We start from the raw sequence: 16,473 nt of genomic DNA, 5'->3' as shown, positions 1-16,473 counted from the left end.
AGTCCTCGGGTCTACCGTTGCTCGCGGGCCAGGGTATTGCGAATGGTGCGCTCCACGACATCGACCAGCACCATGGTGTGGTGGTCGACTTCGATATTGAGCAAGTCGCCTTCCTGATAACGGGTAAACGTGGTCTGGCGCAGGGTTTCTGGAATGAGGTTGACAGTGACCACGTTGTCCTCGATGTCGGCGACGGTGAGGCTGCAGCCATTGACGCCAATGAAGCCGCGGGCAAAGACGTACTTGGCCCATTCAGGCGGCATGCGGAACTTGATGTATGCACCGGTGGCAGCGATGGAGATGTCTACGATGTCTGCAGTGGTGGCGATGTGGCCAGCCATGAGGTGGCCGCCCACCTCTGCGTTCATTTTCGCCGAACGCTCGATGTTCACTCCTTGGCCGGCCTGCAAGCAACGCAGGTTAGTGCGCTCCAGCGTTGCCGTCATGGCGTCGAAGCGAACGCGTGTGCCTTCGATATCGGTGACCGACAGGCAGGTCCCTTCAACGCTGACACTGGCACCGATCTTCAGATCGTCGAGCAGTGCCGGGGTGAGGTCGATGGTGAACTGGTTGTGGCCAGGGTGACGGGCTACATCAAGCAGAGGGCGGACGGCCTGGACGATGCCGGTGTACATTGCGTTGCTCCTGGGCACGGGTAAGTTGACTTGCGCAAACTATGCCCAGGCGCCCGCAAATGCAAGTCACCGCACCTCAGACGTGACCACTGCTGTTGACGATGCGCAGGCACAACGCCTCATAGGGGTCCAGATTAACCATCAAGCGTCCGTCCTCGGTCAAATCGCCCTCGACCGTTTCGTTGATCATGTCCACCACAGGGCCTGGCGTGAAACCGGTCAGTTGCAGCTCCTCACTGATTTCGTCCTGGCTGAAGTTCAGGGCGGTTATCTGGATACCGCGCCCTGCAGGCAGTTCATGCACCATCACCAGCAGGCCAGGCGAGGTCACGTCGGGCACCAGCAGTTGTCGGCTAGTGGCGATGCCATATGCCTGGCGAACCGCGAGCAGCTTTTTGACCTTGCTGGCGAACGAGTCACTGCGCTCGAGTTGTTGATCAAGGCTGCCGTACAAGGCACGGGCACGCGGCATACCGCGCACTGAGGCCTGGGCCTCTGGGTCCAGACCTGCCAGATCATAACCGCCGCGGTGGATCCAACGTGTGTCGCCGTCGGTCATCCGCTCCGCCACCGCTTCGGCAGGCAAGGGCAGGGCACCCACCAGGTCCCAACCGGAGATGGCCACCACACCAGGCTGCATGGCGTTGTACATCACCAGCAGCAGATGCAGCTTCTGAATCGATTCGACTTGCTCGGGGGTGATGTCATCAAGCTCCCGGATTCCCAAGGCAGCGGTGATCAAGCTGGCCGTGGTGCAAGAGATGCCATTGGTGACGAACCGCAGGTTGTAAGGTGCATGCTCACCGGACAGGCGCTCGTAGATCTCCTCCCGGATATGCTCGCGCAAAATGCTGCCTGGCAAGGTCTGGCCCTTGTACAGGTACATGTCATGCGCATGCAGTGTCCAGAAATGCACCAGCTCGACCGTCAACTCATCATGGTTTTGCAACGCATGAATCAGCGAGGCTGGGTCGATGCCGAAGGCGTGCATTTCCTTGAACATCAAGCGCAGGAATTCGGTATCGCCGGTCAGCAGCGCGTGCTGATAGGCCGGTCGGGTAATGAAGTCGTAGGACAGGTCGGCCCCGCCGCTGGACATCTGGGCGATGTCATCGAGGGTGAGGTTCAGCTCCTGGAAGCTGAACCCTCCTGCCTTGCGGATCATGCCACCGATCAACTGGTTACCGACCAGCGACAAGGGGTGGCTTTCCGACCAGGCGGTGCCGCTGGCGCGGGTTTCGACACCCAGGAAACCATTGGCATCCAGGCGCAAACCACGTGCGCCCAGGCAGTCCAGGGCATGCAGGGCATCGCCTATGATCATCTGCTGCGCCGTGAAGGTCGGGTCGAGCCAGTTCAGGGAGGGTTGGCCGTCCTTGAAATAATGCAAGTAAACCCACCGGCGGGTCTTGCCATCCACGCCCGTGATTGGCGCCGTGGCACTCCAGTCGGTCTCCTTGACGCCCGGCTCGAAGAAGATCACCCGTTGCAACTGACCGACGATGTAGTGGCGTGCCTTGAGCTCGTCGCACTGAGCGGGGAGCAGGTTGACCGAATCGCGGCCCTCGGGCACGTCAGGAAGCAGCCCCCAATCCTCTTCACGGATCTCGACCATGTGGTAGAGGCCTGGGTAGGGCGCCAGCCCCAGCTCGGCCAGGCGGAAATCGGCGCCTTTGCCGGTGTGCGACGGGATCAGGTCATCGATGGTGACGGCATTATGGGCGGCGGCCATGCGGCTCATCTGCACCAATTCCTGCTCGGTACCGTAGAGCGGGTCGATGTCGAAGCTGATCCGGTCGAAGTTGCCGTCCACGCTCGGCGTAAGCTCGCGCCCGCTGATACCGCCGGAACGCTTGATTGGCCCGGTGTGGACACCTTGAATACCAATTTCTGACAGGCGCTTCCATAGCGCTTCATGGGCCAAAGCGCCCAGCACCGAGCAACCGTCGGGCGCGATGATCGCATCGGGGTAGACCGTCAGCCAGACCGAAGCGATTTCTGTAGCACGGCGCGGCTGGGCCAGGGCGTAGGGCTGTTGCCACAGTCGCGCTTGCCCGGAGTACAGGCTGGCCCGCTCCTGGGATGCCTTTAGCATGGAGCGTTCTTCAAGCCACTTGACGTATGACGGGTCGGGTTGGGTCATCTCGCGTCCTCTTTGCGTGTCGGCACCGGCTCAGGTTATGACGGCAGGGCACGCTGAACGTTCGGCTCAACACGTAGTGCTGTTCACTTAAGATCGTTGGGGCCGTTTCACGGCCCATCGCGGCACAAGGCCGCTCCCACCCTGACTGCGTGACGCTTGAGTTAGAGGGCTCACAGGACAGTGTGGGAGCGGCCTTGTGCCGCGATGGGCCGCGCAGCGGCCCTAAGTGAACAGCATTAGGGCTCAACACGGGGTTTGTGGCAGGCGCGCTTTTCAGGCTCCGGCAGTCAACTGTTCCGCGAGGCCTTGTTGATCTGCTTGCCAGCCTGGGCTGCTACTTCCACGGCCTGGCCGTCCCGCTGCTTGCCTTGGCGTGCCAGGCCCTCGAGTTGAGGGATAAGCATCCCTTCTGGCAAGTGGCGCCAGAAGCGGCCAGGCATGTGCAGGCGCAGGGCATTGGGGTTCAGGCGGGCGGGGTTGAAGGTGTGGCGGTAGTAGGTTCGCCACAATTCGGCGCCAGGGTCTTCTGCGTGCTGCGCCCATTGCCGCCAGAGCTCCGGGCATTGCCGTTGATAGTTGAAGCGGCGGCCGTCATAGCGGATGCCATCGCGTGGCGTTGCGATCAGCCACCGCAGCCGCCCCAGCCTGTCGGCAAAATGCGGGCTGGCGCTTTGCAGAATGTCATGAGCAGGCTCGTGAAAAGCGACCAGGTCCAATTGCAAGTGCTCGACCAACGCTTCAGGCAGCGGCACGAACCGCAAAAACGCATGCAGGTGATGGGCTTCGCGGCTGACTTGCTTGATGCGTCGATGCAGCTCGCTGCCCAGCCGATCACCGGCCAGCATCGCCGTGCGGTCGCCGTGAGCAACCCGCCACAGCACTTCGTACAACAGATTCCACCGCTGCTCGCCGTGATAGCGTGCCGCTTCCTCCAGTTGACCGAGCAAGGCCGCCGGCACCTTCGCCCGAAACGGGCCCGTACCGGCCGGCAGCGTGGTGGTGTCGGCCAGCATGTCGGTCATGGGCCCTTGGGACCAGGTGACTTGTGACGGATCGACGCCATGGCTCAGCAAGGCTCTGGCCTGATCCCGCCAGACGCCGAACAGGTCGTCGCAATCGAGCGCTATCACCCCCAAAGCCCCATTTGGACCGGTGCCTGTGGTTCACGCAGGCGGGCACGCAGCAGGCTGCTGCGAAGGTCGGCCTGGGCAGGGCGATAATCACTGGTGACGATAAAGGGCCGGGCCTTGTCGAGCACGCAACGCAGCTGGATCAGGTCGTCATAGCGGATACGCCGCTCACGGCGCAAGGCGACCAGGCGCTGCACGCTGCGCAGGCCTATGCCTGGAATACGAGCGAGCAGCGCGGGCTCTGCGCGGTTCACATCCAGCGGGAACACTTCGCGATTGGCCAGCGCCCATGCCAGCTTAGGGTCGATATCCAGCGCCAGGTTGCCGGTTTGTCCCAGAAGCTCGCCGGCCTTGTATCCGTACCCGCGCAAGAGAAAATCGGCTTGGTACAGGCGGTGTTCACGCAGCAGAGGCGGGGCAGCCAGTGGCACGCTGCCAGGGCTGTCGGGGATGGGGCTGAAGGCTGAGTAGTAGACACGTTTGAGGCCGAACCCTTGGTACAGCGATTCGGCATTGCGCAGCAGTGTGCTGTCGTCAGTACTGTCAGCCCCGACGATGACCTGGGTACTTTGACCGGCAGGGGTGAAGCGCGGGGCGCGAGGCTCGTTGGCTACCGCTTGCTGCCCTTGATGAATCACGCCCATGGCTTGACGGATGGTCGATGCTTGCTTTTCCGGTGCCAGGCGCTTGAGGCTGTCGTCGGTAGGCAGTTCGATGTTGACGCTCAAGCGATCGGCCAGACGGCCTGCTTCTTCGATCAACAGCGGATCGGCGTCCGGAATGGTCTTGAGATGGATATAGCCACGGAAGTTATGTTCTTCGCGCAGCAACCGCGCGACCCTGATCAGCTGCTCCATGGTGTAGTCAGCCGAGCGGATGATGCCCGAGCTCAAAAACAGGCCACTGATGCAGTTGCGCCGGTAGAAGTCCAGCGTCAGACGCACCACTTCTTCAGGGCTGAACCGTGCGCGGGGCACATTGCTCGAGCGTCGGTTGACGCAGTACTGGCAGTCGTACAGGCAAAAGTTGGTAAGCAGAATCTTCAGCAGAGACACGCAGCGACCATCTGGGGTGTAGCTGTGGCAAATGCCCATGCCGTTGGTAGCGCCCAAACCGTTGCCGCCACGCGAGCTGCGCTTTGGCGCACCACTGCTGGCGCAAGATGCATCGTACTTGGCGGCATCGGCAAGAATGCCCAGTTTGGCGATCAGTTGCATGACTCTTACCTGTCGTACTGAATATTCATACAGTATTGAGGGCTAAGGTCAATTGCAAGTGCTGAACGCCGCCTGGCGAGATATCCGAGCAGATTCCTAGGTTATCCGATGAGTGGTTGATGGCGCGGGCAACTACTGGGTTTCAGCGATTGTGAAAGACATGGTGGGGTTGGTCGATAAAAGAAGAGGGCGCCTCGAAGGCGCCCTCTTGGGTGAATCAGGCTTCAGCGTCCCACGGACGGTCGCCTTTTTCGTCCTTCACACGGGTTGGCAGGCCCATCACGTCCAGCGCCTTGAGGAACGGCTCGGCAGGCAGTTCCTCGACGTTGACCATGCGCTTGGCATCCCACTCGCCGCGAGCCACCAGTAAGGCAGCGGCTACCGGTGGTACGCCAGCGGTGTAGGAAATGCCCTGGCTGTCCGTTTCGGCGTACGCCTCTTCGTGATCGGCCACGTTGTAGATGAACACTTCACGCGGTTGCCCGTCCTTGGTGCCCTTGACCAGGTCACCGATGCAGGTCTTGCCGGTGTAGCCAGGCGCCAGGGACGCTGGATCAGGCAGCACGGCCTTGACCACTTTCAGCGGTACCACTTCCAGGCCTTCTGCGGTCTTGACCGGCTGCTCGCTGAGCAGGCCCAGGTTTTTCAGGACCGTGAACACATTGATGTAGTGCTCGCCGAAACTCATCCAGAACCGGACGTTGGGTACGTCCAGGTTCTTGGAGATGGAGTGCACTTCATCGTGCCCGGTGAGGTACAGGTTTTGCGAACCCACCACGGGCAGGTCATCGGTACGCTTGACTTCGAACATGGTGTTGCTGGTCCACTGGCTGTTCTGCCAGCTCCACACCTGCCCGGTGAACTCGCGGAAATTGATTTCCGGGTCGAAGTTGGTGGCAAAGTACTTGCCATGCGAGCCCGCATTGACGTCGAGGATGTCGATCGAATCAATGCGGTCGAAATACTGCTGCTGCGCAAGCTTTGCGTAGCTGTTGACCACACCCGGGTCGAAACCGACACCGAGAATGGCCGTGATGTTCTTGGCCTGGCACTCTTCGAGGTGTTTCCACTCGTAGTTTCCGTACCATGGCGGGGTTTCACAGATCTTGCCCGGCTCTTCGTGGATGGCAGTATCCAGGTAGGCAGCGCCGGTATCGATGCATGCACGCAGCACGGACATGTTCAGGAATGCAGAGCCGACATTGATCACGATTTGCGATTCGGTTTCGCGGATCAATGCCTTGGTCGCCTCGACGTCGAGGGCATTGAGCGAAAAGGCCTGGATGTCGGCGGGTACCTTGAGGCTACCCTTGGCCTTGACGCTGTCGATGATGGCCTGGCATTTGGAGATGTTCCGTGACGCGATGGCAATACGACCCAGTTCGTCGTTATGCTGCGCGCACTTGTGGGCCACCACCTTGGCGACACCTCCTGCACCAATGATAAGAACGTTCTTCTTCAATTTACCTGTTGCTCCTTACAGACGAGGCCTGTCTTACGACAGGCTGGAAACGTAGTCTTCGAAACCGAACTCGCGCACCACCTCGACGCTGCCGTCGAGTTGCTTGACCACGATGGATGGCATCTTCAAACCGTTGAACCAGTTTTTCTTGACCATGGTGTAACCCGCAGCATCCACGAAGGACAGGCGGTCGCCGATCGCCAGTGGGCGTTCGAACTGGTATTCACCGAAAATATCGCCAGCCAGGCACGATTTGCCGCATACCATGTAGGTGTGCTCACCGTCGTTGGGCGCCATCTTGGCATTGAGGCGGTAGATCAGCAGGTCGAGCATGTGCGCTTCGATCGAGCTGTCGACCACGGCCAGGTGCTTACCGTTGTACAGCGTGTCCAGCACAGTCACTTCCAGCGAAGCGCTCTGGGTGATCGCGGCTTCACCTGGCTCCAGGTAAACCTGTACGCCATAGGTTTGCGAGAAGGCCTTCAGACGCGCGCAGAAATCGTCCAGCGCATAGCCTTCGCCGGTGAAATGGATGCCGCCGCCCAGGCTTACCCATTTCACTTTGTGCAGCAGGTGGCCGAAACGTTCCTCGATGCGGGTCAGCATCTGGTCGAACAAGGCGAAGTCGCCGTTCTCGCAGTTGTTGTGGAACATGAACCCCGATACCTGGTCGATCACGGTTTCGATCTTGGTAGGGTCCCATTCCCCTAGGCGGCTGAACGGGCGTGCCGGGTCGGCCAGCTGATAGTCCGAGCTGCTGACTTGGGGGTTGACGCGCAGACCCCGGACCTTGCCTTCGGACTGCTCGGCGAAACGTTGCAGCTGGCCGATGGAGTTGAAGATGATCTTGTCGCAGTTCTCGAGCATCTCCTGGACCTCGTCGTCGGCCCACGCCACGCTGTAGGCGTGGGTTTCACCGGCGAACTTCTGGCGGCCGAGCTTGAGCTCGTACAGCGAAGACGACGTGGTGCCGTCCATGTACTGCTGCATCAGGTCGAATACCGACCAGGTGGCGAAGCACTTGAGCGCCAGCAGCGCTTTGGCACTCGAGTGTTCGCGCACATAGGCGATCTTCTGCATGTTGCTCAGCAGCTTGGTCTTGTCGATGAGGTAGTACGGCGTATTGATCATTTAGAGGCCCTCGGCAAGGCCGGCCAAAAAAAGGACACGCATTGTGCCTTCACTCGCCGCAGATCGAAAGGGTGCAATTGCATTTCGTCCGGGCATCGTTGCCGTGACTGAATCTTTTTGTGTTCGGCGTGCTCAGTAGAACAACGACAGATGACACTCTCAATCCTCCCGCGCAGGTTCAAGGAGAAATCGATGAGCAATACATTCAAGAAAGGTGACAAGGTGCACTGGAATTCCGAGGCCGGGGTCATACACGGCACCGTAGAAAAAGTGCATACCCAGGACGTCGAGTTCATGGGGCGTCAGCGCCATTGCTCAAAAGAGGAGCCACAGTACGAGGTCAAGAGCGACAAGACCGGGCACATGGCCATGCACAAGGAGCAGGCATTGAAGAAGGGCTGAGAACACAGGTTATTGCGTTGGTGCTCAGTTGCCCGTGTGTATCACGGGCTTTTTTATGAGCCGTGTCTATACGTGCAGAGTGCAGCGGGGTTATGCAAGGAGCGGTTCATGACCGCTCCCGGCAGGCTGGTTCATGCCTCGAGCGCTGCACGCCATGCCTGGATCTGCGCCAAGGTAGCCGTGGCGCCCCCGCACACGACCACCAGTACATTGCGGTAGCTTGCCTGCGCGCTGGCCTCATACCCTACCGCCAAGGCGGCGCCGCAGGCGGGCTCGACCAGCAGGCGGTGATCCAGCAAAAAGCGCTCGCACGCCTCCAGGGCCTGTCGGTCACTGACCAGCAGGCTTTGCACGGGGTGTTGCTGGGTACAGCGAAACGCGTGCTCGGCTACCTGTTTCGCGCCCAGGGTGGTGGCAATCGTATCCAACCGCTCCAAGGTCACCAATTCGCCGGCTTCGATGGCGGCATGCAGGGAGGCTGCGCCATGGGTTTCCACGGCCAGGATCGGCACATCGGCCCAGCCATTACGTTGTAGCCCCTGCACGACGCCGCTCAGCAAACCCCCGCCGCCCACCGAAAGCACAACCGCATCGGGCTTGATGCCGGCTTCGGCCACCTCATCGACCAGGCTGGCATGGCCTTCCCACAGCAAAGGGTCGTCGAACGGGTGAATGAACGCGGCATCGTCACCCATCAGGCTCAGCGCCAACGCATTGGCCTCCTGCCAGGACTGCCCGTGGACGATGACCTCAGCGTGCTCAAGACGCAGCAATTCCTGGGCACGCACGGTGGTGGTCTCGGGCACGACCACGGTCACGGGAACGCCGAGCTTGCGCCCGACATAGGCGACGGCAAGCCCGGCATTGCCGCCTGACGAAGACACGAACCGTTTCGCGCCGCGGGCATGGTGGAACTCACAGGCGTGGGCGACGCCGCGCAGCTTGAAGGAGCCGCAGGGCTGCAATGCCTCGAGCTTGAGCCAGACAGTGCAATCGGCAGCCAGCGACAGTGGGCGCGATTCGATAAGGGGGGTACGGATGTGCAAGGTCACTGGGAGGCTCCGCGCAAATGTTCGAGGTAGTTGTAGACGGTATAGCGGGTCACGCCGAGGGCGTTGGCCGCTTTCTCGACGCCGCCCTTGACGATGAACAGCCCGCGTTCCTGCATCACGCGGACCGCTTCGATCTTGGCTTGCCGGGTCATGCGGCCTTGGCCGGTGTCATGCAGCGCCGCCTGGATGATCTCGCTCATTAGCGCTTCCATGTCGGCGGGCTCTGCCGCTGCGGGCGAGCTGCCCATGGGCGCGAAGCTTTGTAGAAAGCCCATGGCAGCGTCCAGGCCAGTGACATCGGTGTTGACGCAAAGGCTGGCGAAGGGGTGGCCAGCGCTGTCGCGAAATATCGCGGTAGCGCTGCGCAGCGTGCGGCCCTTGATGGCGGTCGGATAGTCGGGCAGCACAACGGGCCCACAGCCTTGCTGATCGGCCGCGGCCTTCATCAAGGCTTGCAGGCCCTGATCCTGCTCCGGCACAGCCAGGATAGGACTGCCCACCTGCCGGCCAGAAAGGTGCCCATTGACGATGGCCACGACGGACCGCTCGGGCTGGTCCAGGTCGTGAAGCAGAATTTCGGTGTTGTGGGTGACGACACTGCCCAAGGCCTCGATAGAGGCTTTGAGCACGCTCAAGGTCAAGCGGCGTTCATCTTCGGGCAACAGGGCCATACGAACTCTTCAAATCAACATTTTGTGCATATTTACACATAATGTTGATTTATGCGAGTTGCCTGGCGCTCACCTGTGCTTTCAGCCCAAGGCTGGGGTGCGTGGCGGAATGATCCGTCGTGAACCCGTGGCTTCGAACGCTGCGGCATAGCTCAACAGCGCATTGTCACTGTAGGCCCGCCCCGCGAAGGTCAGGCCTACCGGCATACCAATGTCGCTCATCACGCCCATGGGTACGGTGACTGTGGGCACGCCCAGGTGGCGTATGGCCAGGTTGCCGTTGGCCACCCACACGCCATTGCTCCAGGCGATGTCGGCCGACACCGGGTTCACATCAGCATCGGCAGGCCCTACATCGGCCACGGTAGGGAACAGCACGGCATCCAGCCCAAGGGTTTGCATCCAGTCTTCCAGGTCGATCTTGCGAGTCTGTTCAAGGCCACGCAGGCCGTCAGGCAGGGTCTCGATCTGATCCCACGTCTTCAGGCCGCGCTTGGCCATGGTGACGTACTCGTCCATGCCAGCGGCCAGATCATCCTCACGGTTGGGCAAAGTGCCGGGGTCGTGTGGGAAGATTTGCGGGCCGTCCACATCCGCCAGCCGATTGAGATTCGGATCGTCGTTGGCACGCAGGAAATCGTCGAACGCCCAGCCGGAGAGTTCCCACAGCTCATCGTGCAGGAAAGCCTTGCTGACGATGCCACGGTTGTAGACGGTGGGGGCGCCCGGCCGGTCGCCTTCGCAGTTGGTGACCAGCGGGAAGTCGACTTCCACAACCTGCGCACCGGCGTTTTCCAGGGCTTGGCGAGCGTGCTGCCAGAGCGTCATGACACTTGCCCGCGTATGGATACGCTGGCCAGTGGGGCCGCCGATACCCGGCTTTTCCGACGTGCCCGCGTGCTCATCGGCGTTGATGTACATGCGCGGTACGCCAAACTTTTTGCCTTGCAAGGCGGCGGTGCCCGCTGCCAGGTCGAGGTAGCTGGCTGGGCGTACCTGCGAGGGCTTCGGGATCGACAACCAAGGCTGCAGCCGCCACAGGTCACCCCGGGTATCAGGGTCATCGGCCACGACCACGTCGAGAATTTCCAGCAGGTCATGCATGGTGCGGGCGAATGGCACGACCACATCCATCGTCGGCGTGAGGGGCCAGTTACCCCTTACCGAAATGACCCCGCGTGAGGGTGTGTAGGCGCACAGGCCATTGTTCGACGCAGGGCCGCGGCCGCTGGACCAGGTTTCCTCGGCCAGACCAAAAGCGCTGAAGCTCGCAGCTGTCGCGGTACCGGCACCGTTGGAAGAGCCTGAAGCGAAGGGCGCGGTCAGGTATGCCGCATTGTAGGGGCTCTCGGCGCGGCCATAGACGCCGCGCTGCATGCCACCGTTGGCCATGGGCGGCATGTTGGTCTTGCCCAGGCAGATGGCGCCGGCCCCGCGCAGCCGTTCGATGGTGAAGGCGTCGCGTTGGGCTACCAGATGCTTAAAGGCCGGGCTGCCGGACGCTGCGGTCAGGCCTTTTACCAGGTAGCTGTCCTTGGCGGTGTAGGGTATGCCGTCCAATGGCCCGAGCACCTCTCCACGGGCCCGGCGGGCGTCGGAGGCCTCGGCCTCGGCCAGTGCATCAGGATTGCGGACTACCACGGCATTGAGGGCGGTGTCGGTGTCGGCGCCATCATAGGCGTCTATGCGGGCCAGGTAGGCCTTGACCAGTTCGACCGCCGTCGTGCGGCCCGACTCGAGCGCGCTGCGCAGCTCGGCGATGGAAACCTCGGTTACCTCGATCATGCGTTCACCAGAAAATGCAGGTTGGGGTAATGCGGTAATGCTGTTCATCCAGGATCGTTGGGGCCGCTGCGCGGCCCATCGCGGCACAAGGCCGCTCCTACACTGACCGCGTGACACCTGAGTTCATAGGCTCACAGAGCATTGTAGGAGCGGCCTTGTGCGGCGATGGGCCGCGCAGCGGCCCTAGAGGTGAACGGCATTAGGCTAATGCGGGGAGTGTACAAGAAGGTTAAAGCGTGCGCAGGTGTGCGCACGGGCAAATGGGTGCATGCATGGGGGCATTGAGCGAGGACGCTTCGTTGACGCCTGGGCGGCCCTGCAATCAGGGCCGCCCGACATCAACGGGCCATTCAGTCCAGGTCCGCTGCCGAATGCCGCTCCGGTACCTGGCTGGATTCATCTCCCCAGGTCCGGTTGACCCGCGTGCCCCGCTGCACGGCGGGCCGTGCAGCGATCGCCTGGGCCCAGCGCTGAACGTTGGGGTATTCGTGAACCGCGAGAAACTCAGCAGCGTTGTAGAGGTTGCCCAGCACCAGCTGGCCGTACCATGACCACACGGCTATGTCGGCGATGCTGTAATGGCCGCCGGCAAGGTAGGTGGTCTCGCTCAAACGGCGGTCGAGCACGTCCAGCTGGCGCTTGGCTTCCATGGTGAAGCGATTGATCGCGTACTCGATCTTTTCAGGCGCATAGACGTAGAAGTGCCCGAACCCACCACCCAAGTACGGCGCCGCGCCCATTTGCCAGAACAGCCAGTTCAGGGCTTCGGTGCGCTCGGCGGCCGTTTGCGGGAGCAGGGCATCGAACTTCTCGGCCAGGTACAGCAGGATGGAGCCTGATTCGAATACCCGCACCGGCGGCTCGACGCTGCGGTCAAGCAATGCGGGGATCTTCGAGTTGGGGTTGACCTGTACGAATCCGCTGGAGAACTGGTCACCCTCGCCAATCCTGATCAGCCAGGCATCGTATTCAGCGCCGGCATGGCCAAGTTCCAGCAGCTCTTCCAGGGCGATGGTGACCTTGACGCCATTGGGTGTCGCCAGCGAATAAAGCTGCAGCGGTTGCTCGCCCACTGGCAGATCCTTGTCATGGGTAGGCCCGGCGACCGGCCGGTTGATACTGGCGAAGTGGCCCCCCGAGGCCGCTTCGTTGCGCCATACCTTCGGGGGTTGGTAAGCGGGTGTGCTCATGCTCGGCTCTCCACGATTGCGAATGATCGACGACGTCTGATTGACCTGCCTATATGCCACGGGTTCGATGACGCGCACAAACACAAAACGGATCTGCCATGGCGCAGCCGATGTTTCATCGGTTTTTCATTTTTGACGGGAGGGCAGCGATTAAGCTCAAGCTATCCAGTGGCAGATGCGCAGAGCCCCCATGATCCTTTCTCGTTGCTTGCTGGCACTGGCCATGGTCGTTGGCCCGATGGGCGCCGCTGATGCTGCGCCCTGGGTGGCAGGGCTGCATCACATGACCCTGACCGACCCGGTAGACAACCGCCCGATGCAAGCCTTGGCGTTCTATCCCGCCAAGGGGCATGCCCGCGCCAGCCACATCGACGGTTACGCGCTGGAGGTGGCTGAAGAGGCGCCTGTGGCCCAAGGGCGTTTTCCGTTGCTCGTGCTCTCGCATGGCAACACCGGTAGCCCACTGGCCTTGCACTATTTGGCAACCTCACTGGCCAAGCAAGGGTATGTAGTGGTGGCCGTGGTCCACCCAGGCGACAATGCCCGCGACCCCAGCCGGCTGGGCACCCTGAGCAATCTGTACGGTCGGCCGCTGCAAGTCAGCGCCGCTATCACCGCAGCGCGCAGCGATGCACTGCTTGGGCCTCGGCTCAATGGCGGGAAAGTCGGATTGATTGGCTATTCGGCTGGCGGCGAAACTGCCTTGATCCTGGCCGGCGCGCGCCCCGACCTTGATCGCCTGCGTGCGTATTGTCTCGAGCGACCGGATGATCACGATGCCTGCAAAACCCACGGTGTATTGATTGCCGACCGCAGCGAACTGTCGCCACAGGCAGACTCACGCGTCGGCGCAGTGATGCTGATGGCGCCACTGAGCCTGCTGTTCGGACGCCACGCCCTGGTCGATGTGCACCTGCCGGCGCTCATCTACAGCGGCGACAAGGACCAGCTCGTGGCGGTGGATCGCAACGCCCAGGCCCTGGCTCGCAAGTTACCCCTCACACCTGACTACCGCCTGCTGGCAGGCGCCGGTCATTTCGTGTTCATGGCGCATTGCGACGCCGAGCAGGCCCTGCGCATGCCGGCGCTGTGCAAGGATGCCGAGGGTGTGGACCGCCGGCACATCCATCGTTCGCTGCAACGCGAGACGGCTGCGTTCTTCGAGCAGACGCTCGATGCCCCGCAGCCTCAGAGGCGTTCAGCGATTACGCTGAATCAAGCCACCACGCCCTGACTGCGCAGGTATTCGTCGTAGGTGCCGCTGAAGTCCACCACGCCATCGGCTGACAGCTCGATGATGCGGGTCGCAAGCGAGGAGACGAATTCACGGTCGTGGCTGACGAAGAGCAGGGTGCCTGGATAGTTTTCCAGTGCCAGGTTCAACGCTTCGATCGATTCCATGTCCAGATGGTTGGTCGGTTCGTCCATGACCAACACGTTGGGCTTTTGCAGAATCAGCTTGCCGAACAGCATGCGGCCCTGTTCACCACCGGAGATGACCTTGACCGACTTGAGGATTTCATCGTTGGAGAACAGCATGCGCCCCAGCGTGCCGCGGATCACCTGCTCACCCGATGTCCACTGGCCCATCCAGTCGAACAGGGTCATGTCGTCTTCGAAATCATGGGCGTGGTCCTGGGCGTAGTAGCCCACTTCCGCGCTGTCGGTCCATTTGACTTCGCCCTTGTCCGGGGTCATCTCGCCCACGAGCGTACGCAGCAAGGTGGTCTTGCCGATGCCGTTGGGCCCGATGATCGCGACGCGCTCTCCGGCTTCGACGGTGAAGCCGAGGTCCTTGAACAGCACCTTGTCGTCGAAGGCCTTGGCCATTTTTTCGACCGTCACAGCCTGGCGGTGCAGTTTCTTGGTCTGCTCGAAGCGGATGAACGGGCTGACCCGGCTCGACGGCTTGACCTCGGCCAGCTGGATCTTGTCGATCTGCTTGGCCCGCGAGGTGGCTTGCTTGGCCTTGGAGGCGTTGGCCGAGAAGCGGCTGACGAAGGTTTGCAGTTCGGCGATCTGGGCTTTCTTCTTGGCGTTGTCTGACAGCAACTGCTCGCGGGCCTGGGTGGCGGCGGTCATGTACTCGTCGTAGTTGCCGGGGAACAGGCGCAGCTCACCGTAGTCCAGGTCAGCCATGTGGGTGCACACGCTGTTGAGGAAGTGGCGGTCGTGGGAAATGATCACCATGGTGCTGTTACGCGCGGTGAGCACCGTTTCCAGCCAGCGAATGGTGTTGATGTCCAGGTGGTTGGTCGGCTCGTCGAGCAGCAGTACGTCCGGGTCGGAGAACAACGCCTGGGCCAGCAGCACGCGCAGTTTCCAGCCTGGCGCCACTTCGCTCATGGGGCCGAAATGCTGCTCCAGGGGAATACCCAGGCCCAGCAGCAATTCGCCTGCGCGCGACTCGGCGGTATAGCCATCCATTTCGGCGAACTCGGTTTCCAGCTCGGCGACAGCCATGCCGTCTTCTTCGGACATTTCAGGCAGCGAATAGATACGGTCACGCTCGGCCTTGACCTTCCAGAGATGCCCGTGGCCCATGATCACGGTATCGATCACGGTGAATTCTTCGTAGGCGAACTGGTCCTGGCGCAGCTTGCCCAGGCGCGTGTTCGGCTCGAGCATCACCTGACCGCCAGAAGGCTCCAGGTCGCCGCCCAGGATCTTCATGAAGGTCGACTTGCCGCAGCCATTGGCGCCGATCAGGCCATAGCGGTTGCCGTTGTTGAATTTGACCGAAACGTTTTCGAACAGCGGCTTGGAGCCGAATTGCATGGTGATGTTTGCTGTGGAGATCAAGTGCTTGTCCTGCGGGGGTTCCAGAGGTGTATTTAGCCCCTTGCGTCACGGTTGGACCACGCATGGGCCAATCTGACGCGGGGCGGCAGCTTCTCCAGCTCCCTCCAGTCCGAGGAGGAGCTGATCCATTTCGCGTAGGTCGAGAGCAACATCTCAACGCTATGGCCGAGCTGGTTTGCAATGAACGTAGGGTTCATCCCAGGCATCAAGCACATGGTTGCGTAGGTGTGGCGGGTGTCGTACTGCCGGCGGTCACGGATGTTCAGCGCCTTGAGCGCTGATTTGAAGTGGCGGATTGTAACACTTGCCTCGTCGATCCACAGCCCACCTTTGTTCGGCTGGAATACGAAAGGGTCTTGCTGGTGCGTCAATCTGGATGTCATGCAGCGAAGTGCCGCCGCTGACGGCGGCCGCCCCAGGCACCGTGTGGAATCTCATGAAATCGGAAAAGCTGCCGAGCTGCAAAACAGCGGCATGCTGCATCACCTAACTTAAGCGCACATAATGCAGCACACAAGACGCACGACGGGGTGCGGCTCGAGGTACGGAAGGACGACCAATGACCGAGAAGGAGGAGCTGGAGCTTGAGAAGCTTCAGGCTGAGATTCACAAGCTCACTGCCGAGGCGCGAGAATTGATCGCCGAGGCCAACAAAATGAAGCGCGAGACGCTGTTTTACCCATTTGTCGCGGTGGGAGGGCTAGTCACCGTCATCGTTACCGCTGCTGCCTTCATTCAAAAGCTCTAGCCTGCCCACTGAGAAAACAGGCTTGCGCCGAGCGGTCTTGAGCTTTACGCCGATTCGGTCGACACTAGCGCCATAGGGTCTTGCGACAGGCGTGACCTGGCATCC

The 16,473-nt window shown here is 61.3% G+C and carries 15 protein-coding genes; 3 read left to right on the top strand and 12 right to left on the bottom strand.

Annotation, left to right across the window (positions count from 1 at the left end; translation table 11 throughout):
- Positions 1-11: 11 nt before the first annotated feature.
- From CWR53_RS11125 to CWR53_RS11100, 6 genes are all read right to left on the bottom strand, one after another.
- Positions 12-635 carry a riboflavin synthase subunit alpha gene (locus CWR53_RS11125; RefSeq protein WP_100851525.1) on the bottom strand — a complete coding sequence of 208 codons (624 nt, stop codon included), beginning with the start codon at positions 633-635 and terminating at the stop codon, positions 12-14.
- Positions 636-711: 76 nt separating this feature from the next.
- A complete protein-coding gene (treS, locus tag CWR53_RS11120; RefSeq protein ID WP_100851524.1) occupies positions 712-2,778 on the bottom strand; it encodes a maltose alpha-D-glucosyltransferase in 2,067 nt (688 codons plus the stop codon).
- Positions 2,779-3,065: 287 nt separating this feature from the next.
- On the bottom strand, positions 3,066-3,914 hold the full coding sequence (locus CWR53_RS11115; RefSeq protein ID WP_100851523.1) for a TIGR03915 family putative DNA repair protein: 849 nt from the start codon (positions 3,912-3,914) through the stop codon (positions 3,066-3,068).
- Complete coding sequence (locus CWR53_RS11110) at positions 3,905-5,125, bottom strand: putative DNA modification/repair radical SAM protein (RefSeq protein ID WP_100851522.1); 1,221 nt, start codon at positions 5,123-5,125, stop codon at positions 3,905-3,907. The genes CWR53_RS11115 and CWR53_RS11110 overlap by 10 nt, the downstream gene beginning before the upstream one ends.
- Positions 5,126-5,342: 217 nt before the next feature.
- Positions 5,343-6,587 carry a saccharopine dehydrogenase family protein gene (locus CWR53_RS11105; RefSeq protein ID WP_100851521.1) on the bottom strand — a complete coding sequence of 415 codons (1,245 nt, stop codon included), beginning with the start codon at positions 6,585-6,587 and terminating at the stop codon, positions 5,343-5,345.
- 33 nt (positions 6,588-6,620) lie between these two features.
- Positions 6,621-7,718, bottom strand: a complete 1,098-nt coding sequence (locus tag CWR53_RS11100; RefSeq protein WP_100851520.1) for a carboxynorspermidine decarboxylase — start codon at positions 7,716-7,718, stop codon at positions 6,621-6,623.
- Between the two features lie 192 nt (positions 7,719-7,910).
- Between CWR53_RS11100 and CWR53_RS11095 the strand changes: the two genes are divergently transcribed.
- Complete coding sequence (locus tag CWR53_RS11095; protein ID WP_058605459.1) at positions 7,911-8,120, top strand: DUF2945 domain-containing protein; 210 nt, start codon at positions 7,911-7,913, stop codon at positions 8,118-8,120.
- A gap of 131 nt (positions 8,121-8,251) precedes the next feature.
- Here the strand turns inward: CWR53_RS11095 and CWR53_RS11090 are convergent, their stop codons facing one another.
- The 4 genes from CWR53_RS11090 to yghU form a co-directional block, all read right to left on the bottom strand.
- Positions 8,252-9,172: a pyridoxal-phosphate dependent enzyme gene (locus CWR53_RS11090; RefSeq protein WP_100851519.1), complete on the bottom strand. Its 921-nt coding sequence runs from the start codon at positions 9,170-9,172 to the stop codon at positions 8,252-8,254.
- On the bottom strand, positions 9,169-9,843 hold the full coding sequence (locus CWR53_RS11085; protein ID WP_058605461.1) for a transcriptional regulator: 675 nt from the start codon (positions 9,841-9,843) through the stop codon (positions 9,169-9,171). Before CWR53_RS11085 ends, CWR53_RS11090 begins: the two co-directional genes overlap by 4 nt.
- Positions 9,844-9,924: 81 nt before the next feature.
- Complete coding sequence (locus CWR53_RS11080; RefSeq protein WP_058605462.1) at positions 9,925-11,628, bottom strand: amidase; 1,704 nt, start codon at positions 11,626-11,628, stop codon at positions 9,925-9,927.
- A 350-nt stretch (positions 11,629-11,978) separates the two neighbouring features.
- Positions 11,979-12,818: a glutathione-dependent disulfide-bond oxidoreductase gene (gene yghU / locus CWR53_RS11075; RefSeq protein WP_058604069.1), complete on the bottom strand. Its 840-nt coding sequence runs from the start codon at positions 12,816-12,818 to the stop codon at positions 11,979-11,981.
- Between the two features lie 190 nt (positions 12,819-13,008).
- Between yghU and CWR53_RS11070 the strand changes: the two genes are divergently transcribed.
- On the top strand, positions 13,009-14,052 hold the full coding sequence (locus CWR53_RS11070) for a dienelactone hydrolase (RefSeq protein WP_100851518.1): 1,044 nt from the start codon (positions 13,009-13,011) through the stop codon (positions 14,050-14,052).
- On the opposite strand, the gene CWR53_RS11065 is transcribed toward CWR53_RS11070, so the two are convergent.
- Positions 14,034-15,620 (bottom strand): ABC-F family ATPase, encoded by a 1,587-nt coding sequence (locus tag CWR53_RS11065; RefSeq protein ID WP_023533837.1) that lies wholly within the window; start codon positions 15,618-15,620, stop codon positions 14,034-14,036. The two genes, CWR53_RS11070 and CWR53_RS11065, sit on opposite strands and share 19 nt — an antisense overlap.
- Positions 15,621-15,652: 32 nt before the next feature.
- On the bottom strand, positions 15,653-16,003 hold the full coding sequence (locus tag CWR53_RS11060) for an integrase (protein ID WP_100851517.1): 351 nt from the start codon (positions 16,001-16,003) through the stop codon (positions 15,653-15,655).
- A 176-nt stretch (positions 16,004-16,179) separates the two neighbouring features.
- Between CWR53_RS11060 and CWR53_RS11055 the strand changes: the two genes are divergently transcribed.
- Positions 16,180-16,368: a hypothetical protein gene (locus tag CWR53_RS11055; protein WP_100851516.1), complete on the top strand. Its 189-nt coding sequence runs from the start codon at positions 16,180-16,182 to the stop codon at positions 16,366-16,368.
- The last annotated feature ends 105 nt before the right edge of the window (positions 16,369-16,473 follow it).

This window comes from Pseudomonas sp. SGAir0191, from assembly GCF_002812565.2.
GTDB classification, from domain to species: Bacteria; Pseudomonadota; Gammaproteobacteria; order Pseudomonadales; family Pseudomonadaceae; genus Aquipseudomonas; species Aquipseudomonas parafulva_B.
Note: the sequence above shows the minus strand (reverse complement) of the source record. Positions and strands in the feature narration are given on the sequence as shown.